17 protein-coding genes are annotated in these 19,180 nt (G+C 63.0%); 5 read left to right on the forward strand and 12 right to left on the reverse strand.

The window, feature by feature from the left end; translation table 11 throughout:
- Positions 1-116 precede the first annotated feature (116 nt).
- The 12 genes from ACS4NR_RS24895 to cbiE form a co-directional block, all read right to left on the reverse strand.
- Positions 117-1,127: a FecCD family ABC transporter permease gene (locus ACS4NR_RS24895; protein WP_456018576.1), complete on the reverse strand. Its 1,011-nt coding sequence runs from the start codon at positions 1,125-1,127 to the stop codon at positions 117-119.
- On the reverse strand, positions 1,124-2,071 hold the full coding sequence (locus tag ACS4NR_RS24900; RefSeq protein ID WP_456018577.1) for an ABC transporter substrate-binding protein: 948 nt from the start codon (positions 2,069-2,071) through the stop codon (positions 1,124-1,126). Before ACS4NR_RS24900 ends, ACS4NR_RS24895 begins: the two co-directional genes overlap by 4 nt.
- Positions 2,068-2,856, reverse strand: a complete 789-nt coding sequence (locus tag ACS4NR_RS24905; protein WP_456018578.1) for an ABC transporter ATP-binding protein — start codon at positions 2,854-2,856, stop codon at positions 2,068-2,070. Before ACS4NR_RS24905 ends, ACS4NR_RS24900 begins: the two co-directional genes overlap by 4 nt.
- A 113-nt stretch (positions 2,857-2,969) precedes the next feature.
- Positions 2,970-5,093, reverse strand: coding sequence for a TonB-dependent receptor (locus tag ACS4NR_RS24910; protein WP_456018579.1), 2,124 nt, complete (start codon positions 5,091-5,093; stop codon positions 2,970-2,972).
- Between the two features lie 219 nt (positions 5,094-5,312).
- The gene (locus ACS4NR_RS24915) at positions 5,313-6,692 is read right to left on the reverse strand and encodes a PepSY-associated TM helix domain-containing protein (RefSeq protein ID WP_456018580.1); all 1,380 of its coding nucleotides are present in this window, start codon (positions 6,690-6,692) and stop codon (positions 5,313-5,315) included.
- Positions 6,693-6,845: 153 nt separating this feature from the next.
- A complete protein-coding gene (locus ACS4NR_RS24920; protein WP_456018581.1) occupies positions 6,846-8,966 on the reverse strand; it encodes a TonB-dependent copper receptor in 2,121 nt (706 codons plus the stop codon).
- Between the two features lie 85 nt (positions 8,967-9,051).
- On the reverse strand, positions 9,052-9,486 hold the full coding sequence (locus ACS4NR_RS24925) for a DUF2946 domain-containing protein (protein WP_456018582.1): 435 nt from the start codon (positions 9,484-9,486) through the stop codon (positions 9,052-9,054).
- A gap of 21 nt (positions 9,487-9,507) precedes the next feature.
- A complete protein-coding gene (locus ACS4NR_RS24930; protein WP_456018583.1) occupies positions 9,508-9,987 on the reverse strand; it encodes a copper chaperone PCu(A)C in 480 nt (159 codons plus the stop codon).
- A gap of 47 nt (positions 9,988-10,034) precedes the next feature.
- Positions 10,035-10,433 carry a DUF2946 domain-containing protein gene (locus tag ACS4NR_RS24935; protein ID WP_047600578.1) on the reverse strand — a complete coding sequence of 133 codons (399 nt, stop codon included), beginning with the start codon at positions 10,431-10,433 and terminating at the stop codon, positions 10,035-10,037.
- Positions 10,434-10,783: 350 nt separating this feature from the next.
- Positions 10,784-11,512, reverse strand: a complete 729-nt coding sequence (locus ACS4NR_RS24940) for a cobalt-precorrin-6A reductase (protein WP_456018584.1) — start codon at positions 11,510-11,512, stop codon at positions 10,784-10,786.
- Positions 11,509-12,606: a cobalt-precorrin-5B (C(1))-methyltransferase gene (locus tag ACS4NR_RS24945; protein ID WP_456018585.1), complete on the reverse strand. Its 1,098-nt coding sequence runs from the start codon at positions 12,604-12,606 to the stop codon at positions 11,509-11,511. The genes ACS4NR_RS24940 and ACS4NR_RS24945 overlap by 4 nt, the downstream gene beginning before the upstream one ends.
- A complete protein-coding gene (gene cbiE / locus ACS4NR_RS24950; protein ID WP_456018586.1) occupies positions 12,599-13,810 on the reverse strand; it encodes a precorrin-6y C5,15-methyltransferase (decarboxylating) subunit CbiE in 1,212 nt (403 codons plus the stop codon). Before cbiE ends, ACS4NR_RS24945 begins: the two co-directional genes overlap by 8 nt.
- A 232-nt stretch (positions 13,811-14,042) precedes the next feature.
- Here cbiE and ACS4NR_RS24955 point away from each other — a divergent pair, with 232 nt between their 5' ends.
- The 5 genes from ACS4NR_RS24955 to cobJ all read left to right on the forward strand — a co-directional run bounded on the left by ACS4NR_RS24955 (position 14,043) and on the right by cobJ (position 19,167).
- Positions 14,043-14,699: a hypothetical protein gene (locus ACS4NR_RS24955; RefSeq protein ID WP_095138173.1), complete on the forward strand. Its 657-nt coding sequence runs from the start codon at positions 14,043-14,045 to the stop codon at positions 14,697-14,699.
- 119 nt (positions 14,700-14,818) lie between these two features.
- Positions 14,819-16,117 (forward strand): precorrin-3B synthase, encoded by a 1,299-nt coding sequence (cobG, locus tag ACS4NR_RS24960; RefSeq protein ID WP_456018587.1) that lies wholly within the window; start codon positions 14,819-14,821, stop codon positions 16,115-16,117.
- A complete protein-coding gene (locus ACS4NR_RS24965) occupies positions 16,110-16,736 on the forward strand; it encodes a precorrin-8X methylmutase (protein ID WP_096794809.1) in 627 nt (208 codons plus the stop codon). The genes cobG and ACS4NR_RS24965 overlap by 8 nt, the downstream gene beginning before the upstream one ends.
- Complete coding sequence (locus ACS4NR_RS24970) at positions 16,733-17,467, forward strand: precorrin-2 C(20)-methyltransferase (RefSeq protein ID WP_095138175.1); 735 nt, start codon at positions 16,733-16,735, stop codon at positions 17,465-17,467. Before ACS4NR_RS24965 ends, ACS4NR_RS24970 begins: the two co-directional genes overlap by 4 nt.
- Entirely contained in the window at positions 17,467-19,167 is a 1,701-nt protein-coding gene (gene cobJ / locus ACS4NR_RS24975) for a precorrin-3B C(17)-methyltransferase (RefSeq protein WP_456018588.1), read from the forward strand. Before ACS4NR_RS24970 ends, cobJ begins: the two co-directional genes overlap by 1 nt.
- The last annotated feature ends 13 nt before the right edge of the window (positions 19,168-19,180 follow it).

The raw sequence follows: 19,180 nt of genomic DNA on the forward strand, positions 1-19,180 counted from the left end.
TTCCGACGGACAACCTGAAAAACCTGTAGGAAAAATCTTGGTTTCTTGCCGGGCGGAGTAAACGTCACGTTGGTGATCCCGCGCTGGCGAAACCAGCCTCATGCCTTACAGGAGGCTCAGCGGCGGCGCATCAGGCCGATGAAGAACAGGCCGCCGATGGCCGCGGTGGCAACGCCGATGGGCAGGTCTTCCGGGGCGATCAAAGTCCGCGCGGCGACATCGACCCACACCAGAAACAGGCTGCCGAGCAGCACACAGGCGGGCAGCAAACGGCGGTGTTCGGCGCCGACCAGACGCCGGGCAATGTGCGGCACCATCAGCCCGACAAAACCGATCGAGCCACTGATCGACACCAGCACCCCGGTCATCAACGAGGCGATCACAAACACCCGCAAACGCACCGCGCGGGCATTCAGGCCGAGGGTGACGGCGGTCTGTTCGCCGGCCATCAAGGCGTTCAATGGCCGGGCCATGCCCAGCAACAGTCCGAGGCCGAGCAACACGCTCAGCGCCGGTACCGCCAGCAGCTCCCAGCGCGCCAGGCCGAGACCGCCGAGCATCCAGAACATCACCGCCGAACTGGCGCGGTGGTCGCCCATGAACAGCAGCAGGTTGGCGATTGCCATCATCACGAACGACACCGCCACGCCGCACAGTAGCAGGCGATCGCTGTCGAGCCGACCCTGACGGTTGGCAATGCCCAGTACCAGAAACATGCTCAGCAATGCACCGATGAATGCGGCAATCGGCAAGGTCAGCAGACCGATGATTTCACCGATGTGCAGCACCACGATCACGGCGCCAAGTGTCGCGCCGGAAGTGACGCCGAGCAGGTGCGGATCGGCCAGTGGATTACGCGTCACTGCTTGCAGCACCGCGCCAATCAACGCCAGCCCGGCACCGACCAACGCCCCGAGCAACATGCGCGGCACACGGATCAGCCAGACAATGTGTTCCTGCCCGGCGCTCCAGCTCACCTCGCCGAAACCCAAGGCCTTGTGCAGGAGAATCCGCCACACCACGGCCACCGGCACCCGCGCCGGGCCAAAGCCGAGCGACACCACGCACGACACCAGCAATACGGCGCCGAGGGCGATCAGCAACAAGGCGTAGCGACGGTCGATCATTCGCCGTGGAACCCCTTGGCCAGGGTTTCCACCGCCAGCACGTTATCGATCCCCGGCGTGGCCTGCACGTAGGGGATGACGATGAAGCGCTGGTTCTTGATCGCGTCCACCGATTGCAGCGCCGGGTTCTTCAGCAGAAATTCGATCTTCTGTTCAGCAGTGATTTCGCTGTAGTCGACGATCACGATCACCTGCGGATTGCGTTCGACCACGGTCTCCCAGTTGACCCGGGTCCAGCTCGCTTCGACGTCATCGAGAATGTTGCGCCCGCCCGCTGCATCGATCAGCGCCTGCGGCATGCCGAGGCGGCCGGAGGTCATGGCGCGGTCTTCGCCGCTGTCGTAAAGAAACACTCGTGGCCTGTCGGCGGGCAGGTCTTTGCGGATCTCGGCGACCTGATTCTGCATGTCGGCGATCAGTGTGTTGGCGCGATCCTGCACGTCGAAAATTTTTCCGAGATTGCGCAGGTCGTTATAGGTGTCGTCCAGCGTCGCCGCCGGGCGCTTCATCACGAAGGCGCAGGATTCGGTCAGCTCATACACGTTGATGCCCAGCGGTTGCAGGGTCTGCGGCGTTAGGTCGCCACCGACGCGCATGCCGTAATCCCAGCCGGCGAAGAAAAAATCGACGTTGGCGTTGAGCAGGGTTTCCACCGATGGATATTTCGCAGCCAGCTCCGGCAAACCGTCGAGCAGCGACTGCATCTGGGGCGTCACCGACTTCCAGCCGCTGACGCCGCTATAACCGGCCATGCGCGATTTGAGGCCGAGGGCGAGCATCATCTGGGTCATGTTGATGTCGTGGCTGACCGCGTGCTTCGGCGCCTCGTTGAAGCTCACTTCACGGTTGCAGCTGTGGATGGTCAATGGGTATTTCGTGGCTTCGGCGAAGGCCTGGGCACTGCACAACAAAAGAGCGACGCAAAGCAGGGAACGCACAGTCATGGTCGGGTTATCCAGGTGATTCGCGGGTAGCCGTGGAGGGGATGGGAGTCGATCAACGCCTCGACGCCGAACACGTCGCGCAACAATTCGGTGGTCAGTACCTGTTGCGGCGTGCCGCTGGCGACGATGCGCCCGTGATTGATCACGTACAGTCGGTCACAGAACGCGGCGGCCAGGTTCAGGTCGTGAATGCTGGCGAGGGTGCCGATCTGCAGACGTTTGACCAGTTGCAGCAGTTCGAGCTGATAACGCGGGTCGAGGTGGTTGGTCGGCTCGTCGAGGATCAGCAATTGCGGTTGCTGGGTCAGGGCGCGAGCGAGGATTACCCGCTGTTTTTCACCGCCGGAGAGGGTGGCGAACGCATGGTCTTCGAAGCCATCGAGGCCGACTGATCTGAGCGCTTGCGTCGCCAGATTGCGATCCTCAACGGTATCGCCATCGAACAGGCCTTTGTGCGGTGTGCGGCCCATGGCGACCACTTCTTCGACGGTCAGACCGAAGGCGTCGGGGAATTCCTGCAGGACCACGGCGATGCGTTTTGCGCACCAGCGCGAGGACTGTTTCCACACGTTGTGATGATCGAGTCTGACCTCACCGCTTTCCGGCTGACTGAAGCGATAGGCGCAGCGCAGCAGGCTGGTCTTGCCGCTGCCGTTGGGACCGATCAAACCGACAAACTCACCGGCGGCCACCTGCAACGAGGCGTCACGCAGCTGGAACTGGTGATGGCAGTGGCCGTGGCCCAGGGGTGTCCAGGCGAGGTTGGCGAGGGTCAGTGAGGTCATCTTCTACTCTGAAATATCGGGTGTTGCTGATGACGCCTTCGCGAGCAAGCCCGCTCCCACAGTGGATCGCATTTCAATGTGGGAGCGGGCTTGCTCGCGAAGGGGCCGGTGAATCAAAAGGTGTAATCGGCCGTGACGAAGAACGATCTCGGCTCGCCGAGAATCCACTGCTGGCCCTCATTGTATTGGCTTTGTGCGTACTGGCGGTCAAACAGATTGTTCACCTGCAAGCCCAGCGTGGTGTTGCGCAGAGCTTGCCACGACAGCGTTGCATCGACCACGGTGTAACTTGGCAGCTCGTTGCGGTTGGCCATGTCGGCGTAACGCGCATCGACGTAACGCACACCGGCACCGGCCTTCAGATCATCGCTGAGGTTTTTGTTCAGCCACAGATTGGCGGTTCGACGCGGTACATCCACCGGGCGATTGCCGTTGTACGACAGGGTTTGCCCGTTGACCACCTCGGAGAAGTCATCGTACTTGGCCTTGACAATCGCCGCGTTGGCCTGCAGTTGCCAGGCATGCGGCAATTGCAGATCAAGGCTGGCCTCCAGGCCGTTGGAAGATTGCTGGCCGACTTGCTGCTTGAGCGTCGGGTTGCCCGGATCGTCGGTCAACAGCTTCTTCTTGACGATGCGATAGGCCGCCAGGGTGAACTCGCCACGCTGATCCCAGAACAACTGTTTCAGGCCGACCTCGGTCTGGCGCGCGGTCGAGAGGTCGTATTGCTGCTGGCTCGGACTGAGGGATATCAGGCCGCCGATGCCGTCGGTGCTGGTCGCGACCTGACCGTAGAACGAAGTCTCGGGCGTCAGGGCAAACACCAGTCCGGCCTTCCAGTTGTTGCCGGTCAGAGTCTTGTCGCTCTGGCTGTCGTCGATCAGGTTGTTGCGATCCACGTGTACGTAATCGCGGCGCACTCCTGTCACCAACGACCAGCGCTCGCTCAGTTGCGTGCGGTTTTCGCCGAACACTGACATCTGCTTTGTGGTGCTGTCGAACTGGTCGCGGTACGGGTTGGCACTTTCGAAGTAACCCTGTTGCGGGTGATACAGATCCAGCGCCTGACCGTTTGGCAGCACATCGTTGAACGGTGAGTTGCTGTTGAGCTGGAAGCGGATGCGGTTGTAATCGACGCCAGTCACGGTCTGGCTGTCGAGGCCGAACAGCGAGTGCTTGAAGGTGAAGGTCTGGCGATCACCGACCTGCTCCTGCTGATGGCCGATGCCGAAGTAGCCGCTGCGGCTGAGTTGCTGGCTGTCGCGGTCGAAGTTGTAGTTCTCGGCGTTCTGCCAGCGGCGCTGGGCCTTGAGGTAGTACAGCTCGTTGCTGGCACTGACCGCGTCGTTGATCTGCCACTCGGTGGTCAGACGCGTCCACTGATCGTTGTAGTGCTGCTGGTCGTCACGCACGTTGTAGTTCTTGTTGCGCAGGCTGTCCTGCAATCGGCCGTTGATCAGCGGCGTGCCGAAGTAGTTCTGCGGGCGCTGATCGCCGTAGTCGTGGGCGAGGGTGAACGCCAGGTCGTCGGTGGCCTGCCAGCGCAGAGCGGCGCTGATGAAGTCGCTTGATGAATCACCGCGATCGATCCAGCCGTTGCTGCGCAGGCGATTGAGATTGAGGCGATAGCTCAGGGTGTCGCTCAGCGAGCCGCCGCTGTCGAACGCCTGCTGCTGGCTGTCGTAGGAGCCGTAGCCAACGCGCAGGTGATTTTCGATGTCGCCCTCGAACGGCTTCTTCGGAATCACGTTGACCACCGCACCGGTCGCGCCTTCGCCGTACAGCACCGAGGCGGGGCCGCGCAGCACGTCGACGCGCTGCACCGACCAGGTGTCGACCGGAAAGGTCACGGTGCCCATGCCGGTGTACATCCGATTGCCGTCATACAACTGCATCACCGAACTCTGCCCGGTAAAACCGCGTGCCTGCAACGAGGTACCGCCATCGCCCGGGGTGCCGGTGCGGCTGATGCCAGTGCTGCGCGACACGGCGTCCTGCACGCTGCGATCACCCCGGGCACGCACCTGCTCGCCGCTGAGGCTTTCGACGCTGGCCGGAGTTTCCATGGCCGTCAGGTTCAGGCGCGAGCCGGCGGTGGTCGGCGTGGTCAGGCTGACACTTTCTTCGTCAATCGCAGGCGCGGAGATGGTGCCGGTGGGCAGCGTCAGCGGCTGGCCGTCAGCGTTGGCGTTGTTCAGGGCGAACAGGCAGAGGCTGGACAAGAGGTACTTGTTCATCGGGGCGGTGAATCACTTCTTCAAAAGAAAGCCCGCAACTTGTGGCTGCGGGCAGAGCGGCAATTGTGGGAGCGGGCTTGCTCGCGAAGAGGGCGTGCCAGACACCATGTTCGTTGAATGATACTCCGCCTTCGCGAGCAAGCCCGCTCCCACAGGAATCTGCCGGAGTTTAAGTCCCGGCAGTTTAAAGATCTGTCTGAAACGCGCATCTCGCCTGCTTCACGATGAAGTTGAGGCAGATTCAGTTTGGCGGCCCAGACGCGACAACAGCAGGCGATCCAGCAGCCAGACCAGTACCAGCGAAGCGCCCACCAGCGGAAAGATCACGGCCAGCGCGAGCATGATCGCCACGCCGGTTTTCCATTTCGGCAGGTCATGGCGCAGGAGCGGCACGCCGAACTTGCCTTGCGGCCGCCGCTTCCACCAGATCACCACGCCGCTGACGGTGCTGAGCAGAATCATCAGGCAGATCAGCAGCACGATGATCTGGTTGAAGGTGCCGAACATCTTGCCTTCATGCAGCATCACGCCGATTTCCGTGGCCCGCGCCACTGCGCCGTACTGCTCGAAACGCACATCGGCGAGGACCTTGCCGGTGTACTGATCGACATGCAGGGTCGCATCGTTACGCGGGTCGTCGGCGAACACGGCAATGGTGAACACGCCGGTCGCGGTGGTCGGCAGAGTGATGCTGTAGCCGGGCTCGACCTTGCGCTCAATTGCGATGTTCTGCACCTCTTGCAGGCTGATCGCGGGAGCAGCGGGGCCGTGTTGCATGCCGCCGTGGGCCATGTGCTCGGCATGGTCACCGGACATCGGCATCGGCGTGTTTTCCATTGCCCACGGCACGGTCTGGCGCGCGGCGTTATTGAGGCTGCCGGCCTCGACGTCGGAGGTCGGCACGTTGTTCCACATCGCCGCCGGGAACACGTTCCACACCTGGGCGTACTGCTTGCCCCAGAAGCCGGTCCAGGTCATGCCGCTGAGCAGCATCACCAGCAACAATGCCGCGCCCCAGAACCCGGTGACCGCGTGCAGATCACGCCACAACACTCGACCGCGACTGCTCAGGCGTGGCCACAGAATTCCGGCGGCCTGACCGCGCGGCCACCACAGAAACACCCCCGACACCACCAGCACCACGCCCCAACCGGCGGCGAGTTCGATCAGGCGATCACCGAGCGTACCGATCATCAGTTCGCCGTGAATGGCGCGCGCGACGGCTTGCAGATTTTTCTTCGCATCCTGCTCGCCGAGGATGTCGCCGTGGTACGGATCGATGAACACATTGAGTTCGTGACCTTCATTCTTCACGACAAATTGCGCGCTGCGTTCGGCGTTGGCCGGCGGCAGGTATTGGGTGATCTGACCCTGTGGATAAGCGCTCTTGACCCGTTGCAGCAGATCATCGGCCGGCACCGTGTGATGCCCGGCGGGGACGTTGAGCAGGCTGCTGTACATCAGTGAATCGAGTTGCGGTTTGAACAGGTAGATGATGCCGGTCAGGGCCAGCATTACCATGAACGGCGCGACGAATAGGCCGGCATAGAAATGCCAGCGCCAGGCCAGGTTGTAGAAATTCGGTTTGGGCTTTTGCATCACGTTTGCTCCGCTTGGCTTGGATCTTTTAGTTGTTCTGCAACCCTTGTGGGAGCGAGCTTGCTCGCGAAGGCGTCGTATCAGGCTGCATCTATGTTGGATGTGCCGTCCCCTTCGCGAGCAAGCTCGCTCCCACAGGGTGGGATTTGACTGTTAGAAACTCATATCGACCTTGGTCCAGAGCGTGCGCCCCGGCTCGTTGATCGCTTGCGGGTCGTTGGCCGGGTAGCCGAAACCGGCGTTACCGGCCAGGTTCAGGTGCTCGGCGTAAGCCTTGCCGAACAGGTTGTCGACGCCGGTGCTGACCTTCCAGTTTTTGTTGATCCGGTAGGCGCCGTTGAGCGAGAACACGCCAAAGCCGCCGCTCTTGTCGTAGTCCTTGCCGACCACGTTGCCCTTGTTCTGGTCGATGCGCTTTTGCGCCGCGACCACGCGCCACAGCGCCCCGGCGCTCCAGTTGTCTTCGCTGTACGTCAGGCCGAAACGCGCATCCAGCGGCGGCATTTGCGGCAGGGCCTTGCCATCGCTGCTGTTCTTGCCCCAGGCGTAAGCCAGGGTCGCATCGGCTTTCCAGTTATCGGTGAGTTTGTAGGCGGCGCCGAGTTCGCCACCCATGATCCGTGCGTCGATGTTTTCCGCGCGCGAAGTACTCATGCCCATCATCGTTGGCGTGTAGTCGAACAGGATGTAGTCGCGCACCACACCGACGTAACCCGAGGCCCAGGCTTCGAGTTCGGCGGTCTTGTAGTTCACGCCGAAGTCGAACTGGGTGGTCTTCTCCGGTTTGACCGAGTCGAACGCATTCAGCGAACCGGCCGGGCCGGACTTCGGTGAAAACAGCTCCCAGTAATCCGGGAAGCGCTGCGCGTGACCGAGGCCGGCGTACAGCGTGGCGGGGCTGTCAGCAAGGTCATGCTCGTAACGCACGAAGCCACTCGGCAAGGTGTCGGCGCGGGTCTGGTCGGCGGTCGGGTTGGGGCGGCTCATCATTCCGGAGCCAATGCGCTGCCGGTAATCCTTGGCCGAGGCGCGGTCGACCCGGGCGCCGGTAATCAGTCGATCACGGTCGGCGGCGTACCAGGTCATTTCGCTGAACACGCCGTAGTTATGGAAATCGGCGTCCTTGGTGTAGGGCTGATCCTTGTAGGTGTCGATGCCCATGCCGCTGCGCTGGCGATGCTCGTTGGTCTGCGCATCGAGACCGGTGATCAGCTGGATGTCGGCCCAGCGCCAGGTCGCCTTGATCCGCGCGCCGAGGGTGCGACGGTCGACGTTGGAGGCCATGGGCCCGGCCATCATCCCGGTGCCGGATGGTGTGCGCAGGCTGTAGTTGTCCATCACGTGGTCGGCGTAGTTGTAGTAGACCTGTGCTTCGAGTTTCTCCAGCACATCAGTGATGTTGGATTTTTCGAAGCGCAGGCCGAGGCTTTCGCGCAGGAACTGCGAACCGTCCATGCCGCGTCCGGCGTAGCGCGCTTCGCCATCGCCCTTGCCGGCGGTGAGTTCGATCAGGGTATCGGCGTCCGGGGTCCAGCCGACGGCGATGTCACCGTTCCACTTGTCGTAGCGCGACGGCACGCTGTCGTTGTTGCCGTCGCGATAGTCGTCGGAGTGCGCAGTGTTGCCGATCACTCGCACGTAGCCCAATGGCCCGCCGGCAGCGGCGTCGACGACCTTGTCGAAACGTCCGTTGGAGCCGGCCAGCACGCTGGCATTCACCCGCGTGCCGAGTTCGCCGAAGCTTTCCGGCTCACGGTCGAAGAGGACCGTGCCGGCCGATGCGCCTGGCCCCCAGAGTACGGTTTGCGGGCCCTTGATCACCGTGAGTTTGTCGTAGGTTTCCGGCGAGATGTACGAGGTCGGTGCGTCCATCCGCCCCGGGCAGGCGCCGAGCAGCATGCTGCCGTTGGTGAGAATGTTCAGCCGCGAACCGAACATCCCGCGCAGCACCGGATCACCGTTGGTGCCGCCATTGCGCACCAGGGCGAAGCCGGGAATGGTCTTCAGATAATCGCCGCCGTCACTGGCCGGCACCGGTTGGCGTGGGTCTTTTGGATTGGTGACGATGGTCAGTGGCGAGCTCGGCGCAATTGCGGTGATCACCGTCGGACTCAGTTCTTGGTTGTGCCCGGCGTGGTCATCGGCCAGCACCAGCGGCGACAGCAGGACGCCGCAAAGGACGGCGGTGGCGTGCGAGAAACGAATGCGCGATGCGTTCAGCGCGAAAGACGCCTGGGCAGAACCCGAGCGTGGAACAGCAGAAAACCTGGACATGACAATTTCCATCAAACAGTCGTAAACGACACGGCCGGCAGCCTGAAGCTGTCTTCTCAACCGTGTGCAATCAAAGGTGCGGTGTTTACGCCGTGATGGGCGGGGCGCGGGTGCGGGCGCCGGGGAAGAAGGTCTGCCGGGCATGGCCCAGGCGTGGAGAGGATGGGGTGAAGGTGTTGACGTGGGCGACGCTGAACGTGGCGAAAGTGCCGCCCCCGGTCAGCGCCGGGCAGTTGAACAGCAGGCTGCAATAACCGCATTTTTCCCACAGGGCGTGGTGCGAGGATTGTGGCGGGCAGTGTTCGGCAGCCGGTTGTGCGCCGTGCGCGGCATGATCCATGCCCGGCATGTCCATGTCCATCGCCATGGAAGTCGAGGCGTGCTGATCCATCGGCATCGACTGAGAAATCAGCGGGCCGATGAAGATCATCAACATGGCGAACAGGGCGATCCAGCTACCGCGGGTCAGAGTCTGGCTCTGGCGATGCAGGCGGGACGCCCCGGCGCGTTGCGGGCGCACGGGCGTGGTCAGCCGGATCGGTTACTGGGCGTGATCGTGTGCCTGGGTGTCTTGCGGTGGTTTCTTCTGCACCGCGACTTCGACGGTCACGTCACCGGCCTTCTCGAAATGCAGGGTCAGCGGGAAGCGTTTGCCGTCGCTGAGCAGGCTGCGGTCTTTCGGGTTGAGCAGCATCACGTGATAGGCCATCGGCGCGAACGTGACCTTGCCGCCGGCAGGAATCACCACGTCGGGCACCTGCTGCATTTTCATCAGATCGCCCTGCATCACGTGCTCATGCAGTTGCGCTTCGGCGGTGATCGGCGAGTCGACGCCGAGCAGGCGGTCGTCGGTCTTGCCGGGATTGCTGATCACGAAATAAGCGGCGACGGTCGGCGCGTTGGGCGGCAGCTCCTGCGACCACGGGTGAGCGATTTCCAGCTCGCCGGCCTTGTATTCGTGGGCATGGGCGAAGCACGCAGGCAGCAACAGCGCAGCGATGACGAAGAGTTTGTTCAACATGGCAGTTCTCCAGAACGATGTGAAACGCAGGTCAATTGCGAGACAGATCAGACCAGAGGCGAGGCGCGGGGATTGAGGCTCGGCCATTGCTGGCGCGGTGTCGGTGTTTGCAACGAGGGCGGCGCCACGCTGCGATTGCTTTCGTAGCGGGCGAAATACAGCTGCGGCGTATGGCCCGGCAACGCCACCAGCGGCGCAGAACCCGAGCAGCACCAGCAATGCTGCATGTTGGAATGGCTGTCGTTGGACGGGGCTTTCTGCTCCGTGGTGCCGATGTTGATCGCTACCATCTTCGTCCCGCTGCCGGTGCAGAAACTGCTCCACAGCAATTGCTCGGCCGGTGAACTGGCCGCCTGCGCCATCGCCCCGGTCATCGGCATGGCGAGCATGTTGAACAGCACTGCGAAGCAGGCGATCCAGGCAAATGCAAGCCGGTGTCGGTTCATGGGACAGATCCGTTGGGTGGGCAATCAGGCGCGGGCTATTTAGCCTGATCAGGGCCGATAAGTAAAAAGGCGTCGTGCGGTTTGGTGTCGCAGATCAATTGAAAGGAGTGTAGCGGTGGAAATTCGCTACGCCATTCTCATCCGCCGATCCTGTAGGAGCTGACGAGTGGAACGAGGCTGCGATCTTTTGATCTGTCTTTTCAACGTTCAGCATACGAGCTGTCAGGGACGGCGCCTTCGCGAGCAAGCCCGCTCCCACAGGGTTTCTGGCATACACAGACTATGCAGTTGCCGCCGACCACTGTGGGAGCGGGCTTGCCCGCGAAGGCGTATTCGAGATCTGCGCCTGGCTAAAGCCGGGTGACGGCGGCAAGGGCAGCGAGGACTTCAGACGTCGTCAGAAACTCCCGATCAACCCTCGGCAACACCGGTCGCTTCAACACCATCACCGGCACGCGCAACTCCCGCGCCACTTCCAGTTTCGGCTCGGTCGCGGTGCTGCCGCTGTTCTTGCTGATCAACACATCGATCTGCCGGCGTTCAAACAGCGCGCGTTCTTCCTCAAGCAGAAACGGCCCACGGGCGCCGATCACTTCGCAGCGTTCGTTGCCGGGGTAGACGTCGAGGGCGCGCAGGGTCCAGAACTGGTTGGCAGGGATCTCGTCGAGGTGTTGCAGCGGTTCGCGGCCGAGGGTGAACAGCGGGCGGCGGAACGGTTTGAGGGCTTCGGTCAGTTCGGCCCAGTCGCTGACTTCACGCCAGTCATCGCCCGGTTGCGGCCGCCACGCGGGGCGGCGGAGGGCCCAGCAGCGAATGCTGGCGAGTTGCGCGGCACTGGCGGCGTTGCGGCTGATTTGCGCGGCGTAAGGGTGGGTCGCATCGAACAGCAGGTCGATGCCTTCAGCGCGAATGAATTGCGCCAGACCTTCGGCGCCGCCGTAGCCGCCGACGCGCACCTGACAGGTCAGGTCGGTCGGCACTCGGCCCACGCCGGCCAGACTGTAAATGTGTTCTGGCCCCAGCGTACGGGCGATGGCCAACGCCTCAGTGACGCCGCCGAGCAACAAGATGCGCTTCATGCAAAACCTCCGGCGTGGCCGACAATGCCGCCCTGACGATCAATCGCAAACACCTCGACCTGTACCTGCGCCGGCACCACGCTGCGGGCGAAATTCAGCGCATGGCGACAGACCTCGTCGCCGAGGGCAATGCCCGCCGCGCTGGCCATCGCCAGGGCCTGCTGACTGGTGTTCGCTTCACGAATGCTCTGCTGCAATGCCTGATCGGCACCCATCGCCGCCGCCCATTCAGCCAGTTGCGGCAGGTCGATGCTCGAATGCCGCGAGTGCAGATCCATGTGCCCGGCCGCCAGTTTGCTGATCTTGCCGAAGCCGCCACACAGGCTGAGTTTATCCACAGGCACTTTGCGCAGATGCTTGAGCACCGCGCCGACAAAGTCACCCATTTCGATCAAGGCAATTTCCGGCAGGTCGTAGACCCGGCGCATGGTGTCTTCGCTGGCGTTGCCGGTGCACGCGGCAATGTGCAGATAGCCATTGGTTTTGGCGACGTCGATGCCCTGATGGATCGAGGCGATATACGCCGCGCAGGAAAACGGCCGGACGATACCGCTGGTGCCGAGGATCGACAAACCACCGAGAATGCCCAGACGCGGATTCATGGTTTTCAACGCCAGCGCTTCGCCGCCCTCGACGTTGACCGTGACCTCGAAACCGCCGGCATAAGCGCTTTCGGTGGCGAGCAGCGTCAGGTGGTCGCTGATCATCTTGCGCGGTACCGGGTTGATCGCCGGTTCACCGACGCCGAGCACCAGCCCCGGTCGGGTCACGGTGCCGACACCTGCGCCCGCGACAAAGCGAATCCCCGGCTCGGCCAGCAGCCGCACGTGTGAATAGAGCAGCGCACCGTGAGTTACGTCCGGGTCGTCGCCGGCGTCCTTGATCGTTCCGGCCTCGGCGCCGCCTTCGGTCAGCCGGCAGAACTCCAGGCGCATCTGCACCTGTTTGCCTTTGGGCAGGACGATCTGCACCGCATCCGCCGACGTACCGCCGAGCAGCAGACGGGCGGCGGCGAGGCTGGTGGCGGTGGCGCAGCTGCCGGTGGTCAGACCGCTGCGCAGGGGCGCGGGTTGTTCGGCGGTTTCGTCACGCATCGAGGGGTTTGACCAGATCCAGCAGGGTAATCGGCAGCGCCTGACGCCAGGTGTCGAACTCGCCCAGCGGTTGCGCCTGGGCGACATGGATTCGGGTCAGTTCGCCGCCGTGGCGTTCGCGCCAGTGCATCAGGCTGATTTCACTTTGCAGGGTCACGGCGTTGGCGACCAGCCTGCCACCGGGCTTGAGTTGTTCCCAGCAGGTTTCAAACACGCCTTCGCGGGTCACGCCGCCGCCGATGAAGATCGCGTCGGGGCGCTCCAGTCCGGCGAGGGCTTGCGGCGCACGGCCACGCACCAAGTGCAGACCGGGCACGCCCAACGCGTCGCGGTTGTGTTCGATCAAGGCCTGTCGGCCTTCGTCCGCCTCGATGGCGATGGCGCGGCAGCTCGGGTGCGCGCGCATCCATTCGATGCCGATCGAGCCGCAACCACCGCCGACATCCCACAGCAGTTCGCCGGGAATCGGCGCGAGGCGGGCGAGGGTGATCGCGCGTACATCGCGTTTGGTCAGTTGACCGTCGTGCTGGAATGCCGAGTCGGGCAGTCCGGCAAGACGCGACAGGCGCGGCGTCTGCGCATCGGCCAGGCATTCGATGGCGATCACATTCAGATCGGCAATCGCCGGGTCATTCCATTCATTGGCAGTACTTTCGATGCGCCGTTCGGCATCGCCACCCAGGTGCTCAAGTACAGTCAGGCGACTGCCGCCAAAACCGCGCTCGCGCAGCAGCGCCGCGACGGCCGCCGGACTTTGCCGGTCATTACTCAGCAACAACAGACGCACCCCGCTGAACAGCTGCGCATTGAGTGCCGCCAGTGGTCGCGCCACCAGCGATAGGGTGACCACCTCTTGAAGCGGCCAGCCGAGTCGGGCGGCGGCCAGGGAACAAGAGGAGGGCGCGGGCAGGATCAGCATCTCGTTACTCGGCACGTGTCGCGCAAGGCTCGCGCCGACGCCGTAGAACATCGGATCACCACTGGCCAGCACGCACACCGCTTCGCCGCGCTGCTCCAATACCGGCGCGAGGGAAAACGGACTCGGCCACAAAGTGCGTTCGCCGCGAATGCACACCGGCAGCAAGTCCAGTTGCCGCTGGCCGCCGATGATCCGCGAGGCGCCCATCAGGGCCCGCCGGGCATTTTTGCCCAGGCCCTTGAAGCCGTCTTCACCGATTCCCACAACCGTCAGCCAGGGTGTCATGCCGTTCCTTAATTCCGAATAGATCTTCACGGGCGGCATGATAACGCGGCTGCCGGCATCTGACGCGGGTCTGTCGTCGCGGCGTGTCGAGAGCAACGCGGAAACTTAATGTCGAGTAATAGTGATTTTTTAAACTTCCGTTTTTGTTAGTTTGATTCAAGTCAGTTCTTTTTAATAAGTCTGGCGCAATGAAGCTATGAATTTAATACGTGCCAAGTTGGCAGGGAACGATATGGATATCAATTCAGCTACACGTTTAAGTCAGAATAATGCAGTTGCCGTTAATAATATGTTGTTCGTCGGGCTGGAGGGGCGGGCAGAGGCCGATAACAGATTTGTGAGGAACTGCATTTATCTCGCGCAGATTGCGGCGGACAGCCGTTGTGACAGCAGCCTGCAGCCTGCAGAGTGGTTCGATTACTTTGTCGGAGGCCTGTGGTCATGTGACTGGAAACAGGAGGAGAAACCGGTGGTGCTGGTCCAGGAGGCGTTTTCCGGAAGTGTGCAGGAGGCGTGGCGGCGGTCGACAGCACCCTTGCTCGCGAGCGTTCAATTAGCGCAGGTTGAAGCCGGGCTGGCAGCGCTTGAAAAAGATGTAGCGCTACTGCAAAAGTTTACCGCCCTGAGTGGCAAGGCCTTCACCTCGCACATTGTGCCGGTCAGTCAGAACGCCAACGGCGAGTTGGTTGTGGTGTTCAGCCAAATCCGCTTTTTCAAGTTGGTGTTGAGTACCAACTACCTGTTCTGGCAGGTCCATCAACCGATGTCGCAACTGGACATCCGCGCCAGAAGAATGGTGATCAATCGCCGGGACATCGACAAAAACCGGGACGTTGTAGATCAGGCGATTCGCGAGAGCGTGGTTGACCTTGAAGAGGTCGAACTCTGAAAAGCCGCAGTTTCCGACCGGCAGGCATTTTCATGCGCTCGGGCAAAGCAGGCATAATGGCGACCTTTCGCCCATCACAGCGCTGCCAGCCAGCCGGTCATCCCTTGAACGAACGCTCTATGTCCACCGCTCTGCGCCCCTCGGCTTGTCCGGGGTTGCTGCGTATTGTCCAGGCGCTGGATGGCGGTATCTGCCGGATCAAGCTCAATGGCGGCTCGATCACTGCTGATCAGGCCGACGCGGTGGCCGATGCCGCCGAGCGTTTTGCCGGTGGCGCGATCGAGGCGACCAACCGCGCCAATCTGCAGATTCGCGGCATCGGCGAGCAGTCAGCGGCATTGATCGACAGTTTGCTGGCCGCCGGCCTGGGGCCGCAAACCGCAGCGGGCGACGATGTGCGCAACCTGATGCTCAGCCCGAGTGCCGGTATCGATCAGCAGTCGCTGTTCGATACCCGGCCTCTGGCCGAACAGATTCTGGCGACTCTGCAGGCACATCCGCGCTTTCATGAGTTGAGCGCCAAGTTCGCCGTGCAACTGGACGGCGGTGAGGCGTTGGCGATGCTCGAGCATCCGCATGATCTGTGGCTGTCGGCGTTCGAACGTGACGGTGAAGTTTTGTTGGCGTTCGGTCTGGCCGGTAGTCCGATCGATCATGCGGCCGGTGTTGTGACACTGAGTAACGGCCATGCGCTGGTGGTCGCGGTGCTGGAGTTGTTCCTTGATCTGGCACGACCGGAGCAGACGCGCATGCGCCATTTGCTCGATGAACTGCCGCTGCAGGCGTTTCTCGAACAGTTGCGCGAACGCGTGGCGATCAAAGCTGCCGTCACCCGACAGCGCACGCCGCTGGCGGATGCTCTGCACATCGGTGTCCACCGGCAAAATGCTGACCACCGGGTGTATGTCGGTGCGGTGCCGGCGCTCGGCCGTCTCGATCCGGCCATGCTGCGGGGTGCGACCCGACTGGCCCGCGAGTTCGGTGATGGCAGCCTGCGTTTCACCCCTTGGCAAAGTCTGCTGCTGCCGAACGTGAAGCCCGCCGACGCGGCGCGAGTCCTGCAACACCTGACGCAATTGCACTGGCTGACCGACGCCGGCGAGCCGCTGTCCCGGCTGATTGCCTGCACCGGCTCCAGCGGCTGCGGCAAAGGCCTGGCCGATACCAAACACGACGCCCGGTTGCTGGCGACGCTGCTGCCACAGGCGCAGCACGTGCACCTGTCCGGTTGCCCGCGCTCTTGCGCGGCGGCCCATCGCGCAGCGGCGACATTGCTGGCGGTCAGCACCGGTCATTACGATCTCTATTTTCGCGATGTAGCGCTGCCGGGTTTCGGCACGCTGCACGCACGCAACCTTACTATTGAAGCGGCCGCGATTCTGCTCGACGCCCGCTCACGGAGCCCCCTTGATGCTTGATTACATCCGCGACGGTCAGGAGATTTATCGCAACTCCTTCGCGATCATTCGCAGCGAGGCCAATCTGGCGCGCATCCCGGCCGATCTGGAAAAACTCGCGGTGCGGGTGATTCACGCCTGCGGCATGGTCGAGGCCGTCGACGGTCTGCAGTTCTCCGAAGGTGCCGGCAAGGCCGGGCGCGATGCGCTGGCGGCCGGTGCGCCGATCCTGTGCGATGCGCGGATGGTCTCCGAAGGCGTGACCCGCGCCCGTCTGCCAGCCAACAACGAGGTGATCTGCACTTTGCGTGACGACAGCGTGCCGCAGCTGGCCCGTGAGCTGGGCAACACCCGCTCGGCGGCCGCGCTGGAACTGTGGCGTCCGCACCTGGAAGGCAGTGTGGTGGTGATCGGCAACGCGCCGACCGCACTGTTTTACCTGCTGGAAATGCTCGATGCCGGCGCACCGAAACCGGCGCTGATCCTCGGCTTCCCGGTGGGCTTCGTCGGCGCCGCCGAATCGAAAGCGGCGCTGGCGGCTGACAGTCGCGGCGTACCGTTCGTGATCATGCAAGGCCGGCTCGGCGGCAGCGCCATGGCCGCCGCAGCAGTCAATGCCCTCGCCACGGAGATCGAATGATGCAGGCCAAAGGACGTCTGATCGGCCTCGGTGTGGGCCCCGGTGATCCGGAACTGATCACCGTCAAAGCCCTGCGTCTGCTGCGCGAGTCGCCAGTGGTGGCGTACTTTGTCGCCAAGGGCAAGAAAGGCAACGCGTTCGGCATCATCGAAGCGCACCTGCAGGACGCGCAGAATCTGTTGCCGCTGGTGTACCCGGTGACCACCGAAGTGCTGCCGGCGCCACTGTCCTATGAACAGGTGATCAGCGACTTCTACGATGAAGCCTCCGAGACAGTGGCTGCGCATCTGGACGCCGGCCGCGATGTGGCGGTGATCTGTGAAGGCGATCCGTTCTTTTACGGCTCCTACATGTATCTGCACGATCGATTGTCCACGCGCTATGAAGCCGAAGTGGTGCCGGGCGTGTGCTCGATGCTCGGCGGTGCGTCGGTGCTGGGTGCGCCGCTGGTGTATCGCAACCAGAGCCTGTCGGTGCTCTCCGGCGTGCTGCCGCATGAGGATCTCAAGCGCCGTCTGGCCGACGCCGATGCGGCGGTGATCATGAAACTGGGACGCAATTTTCCCAAAGTCCGTGCAGTACTCGAAGAGCTCGGTCTGGCCGAGCGGGCGCTGTACGTCGAACGCGCGACCATGGCCAATCAGAAGATCGTGCCGCTGGATCAGGTCGAGCCGATGTCCTCGCCGTACTTCTCGCTGATCATCGTCCCGGGCGAACGGTGGCAAGGTTGATGACGCAATCCACACCGGCCATTGTCATCCTCGGACAGGGCGCGCTCGCCACCGCACGACGGATCCAGCAGTTGTATCCGACGGCGCAGATCCACGGCCTCGCCGGACGCGTCGAGGGCGCCGACCGCAACTATGAGGAATTCGGCGCGACCTTGCGTGAGCTGTACCAGCGAGACACGCCGATCATCGCCCTGTGTGCGGCCGGCATTGTCATTCGCACCCTGGCGCCGTTGCTGCTGGAGAAGGGCGCTGAACCGGCGGTACTCGCCGTTGCCGAAGACGGCAGCGCCGTGGTGCCGCTGCTCGGTGGCCTCGGCGGGGTGAATGTCATGGCCCGGGAAATCGGTGCCGCATTGCAGGTCGCCGCGGCGATCACCACCAGTGGCGAATTGCGCTTTGGCACTTGTCTGCTCAATCCACCCAGCGGTTATGCGCTGGCTGATCTGGAGCTGGGCAAGCGTTTCGTTTCCGATCTGCTGGCCGGGCACAGCGTGCGCATCGAAGGCGCCGCGCCGTGGCTGGATCAGGCGCAGTTGCCGCAAGACCCGCAGGCGCAGCGCTCGATTCATGTCGGCAGTGCCGAGCGTGTCGCGAGCGCTAATGAGTTGCTGATCTATCCGCGCAGCGCAGCGCTGGCGGTGAGCGCGCAGGTGGACGATCTGCCGCATGCCGTTCGCTTGGCGTTGCAACAGGCCGGGGTTGCGCAGCAATCGCTGGCCTGTCTGCTGGCGGCTGACACTGAAATGGCGTCGGCCAGACTCCGCGAAGCAGCCCTCGAACTGGGGGTGCCGCTGCGCTTTGTCGCGGCGCAGAAAGATCTTGGCGAGTTGGCTCGTCAGGCACTGCCGCAGGCCGCGATCAGCAATGCCAACGGTCTGGCGATTGCGCTCGCCGAACAGCCGCTGGACGTCGCGCAGATCGGTCGGCAGCGTGGGCGTCTGGCGGTGATCGGCCTCGGCCCCGGCGCTGCCGAACTGATGGCGCCAGCGGTCAAGGCCGAACTGGCGCGGGCCACCGATGTGCTCGGCTACGAGACCTATGTGCGCATGGCCGGTCCGTTCCGCGATGATCAGGTGCAGCACTGCACCGACAATCGCGAAGAAATGCAGCGCGCCCGCCACGCCTTCCGGCTGGCGGCCGAGGGCCGTTCGGTGATCGTGGTCTCGTCCGGCGACCCCGGCGTGTTCGCCATGGCCGCGGCGGTGCTTGAAGCGTTGCACGAGTCGACCGATCCGGCCTGGCACAGCGTCGAGCTGGAAATCCTGCCAGGTGTATCCGCTTCGCTTGCGACGGCTGCGCAAGCGGGGGCGCCACTGGGGCATGATTTCTGCGTGATGTCGCTGTCGGACAACCTCAAGCCGTGGTCGATCATTGAAAAGCGTCTGGATCTGGCGGCGGAGGCCGATCTGGCCCTGGCCTTCTACAACCCGATCTCCCGGGCGCGCCCGTGGCAATTGGGGCGTGCGCTGGAAATCGTCGCGCAGCATCGCACTGCGGCTACGCCAGTGGTGCTGGGGCGCGACATCGGTCGTCCGGGGCAAACCCTGCGCGTGACGACACTGGGGCAACTGACCCCGGATCAGGTGGACATGCGCACCATGGTCCTGATCGGTTCCTCGACCACTTGCACCTTTGCCAAAGCGGACGGTGGCGAGTGGGTCTACACGCCGCGCTGGTACGGCGAAAAGCCGCAGTCCTGACCGCAGGCGAGGG

The organism is Pseudomonas sp. JQ36, from assembly GCF_053851495.1.

Excerpts from the sequence above, each read along its gene's own strand:
- cbiE (WP_456018586.1), bottom strand. The coding sequence starts at position 13,810 with ATGACACCCTGGCTGACGGTTGTGGGAATCGGTGAAGACGGCTTCAAG.
- cobJ (WP_456018588.1), top strand. The coding sequence starts at position 17,467 with ATGACGCAATCCACACCGGCCATTGTCATCCTCGGACAGGGCGCGCTC.
- ACS4NR_RS24895 (WP_456018576.1), bottom strand. The coding sequence starts at position 1,127 with ATGATCGACCGTCGCTACGCCTTGTTGCTGATCGCCCTCGGCGCCGTA.
- ACS4NR_RS24955 (WP_095138173.1), top strand. The coding sequence starts at position 14,043 with ATGGATATCAATTCAGCTACACGTTTAAGTCAGAATAATGCAGTTGCC.
- ACS4NR_RS24920 (WP_456018581.1), bottom strand. The coding sequence starts at position 8,966 with ATGTCCAGGTTTTCTGCTGTTCCACGCTCGGGTTCTGCCCAGGCGTCT.
- ACS4NR_RS24935 (WP_047600578.1), bottom strand. The coding sequence starts at position 10,433 with ATGAACCGACACCGGCTTGCATTTGCCTGGATCGCCTGCTTCGCAGTG.
- ACS4NR_RS24910 (WP_456018579.1), bottom strand. The coding sequence starts at position 5,093 with ATGAACAAGTACCTCTTGTCCAGCCTCTGCCTGTTCGCCCTGAACAAC.
- ACS4NR_RS24900 (WP_456018577.1), bottom strand. The coding sequence starts at position 2,071 with ATGACTGTGCGTTCCCTGCTTTGCGTCGCTCTTTTGTTGTGCAGTGCC.
- ACS4NR_RS24940 (WP_456018584.1), bottom strand. The coding sequence starts at position 11,512 with ATGAAGCGCATCTTGTTGCTCGGCGGCGTCACTGAGGCGTTGGCCATC.
- ACS4NR_RS24930 (WP_456018583.1), bottom strand. The coding sequence starts at position 9,987 with ATGTTGAACAAACTCTTCGTCATCGCTGCGCTGTTGCTGCCTGCGTGC.
- ACS4NR_RS24965 (WP_096794809.1), top strand. The coding sequence starts at position 16,110 with ATGCTTGATTACATCCGCGACGGTCAGGAGATTTATCGCAACTCCTTC.
- ACS4NR_RS24905 (WP_456018578.1), bottom strand. The coding sequence starts at position 2,856 with ATGACCTCACTGACCCTCGCCAACCTCGCCTGGACACCCCTGGGCCAC.
- ACS4NR_RS24915 (WP_456018580.1), bottom strand. The coding sequence starts at position 6,692 with ATGCAAAAGCCCAAACCGAATTTCTACAACCTGGCCTGGCGCTGGCAT.
- cobG (WP_456018587.1), top strand. The coding sequence starts at position 14,819 with ATGTCCACCGCTCTGCGCCCCTCGGCTTGTCCGGGGTTGCTGCGTATT.
- ACS4NR_RS24970 (WP_095138175.1), top strand. The coding sequence starts at position 16,733 with ATGATGCAGGCCAAAGGACGTCTGATCGGCCTCGGTGTGGGCCCCGGT.
- ACS4NR_RS24945 (WP_456018585.1), bottom strand. The coding sequence starts at position 12,606 with ATGCGTGACGAAACCGCCGAACAACCCGCGCCCCTGCGCAGCGGTCTG.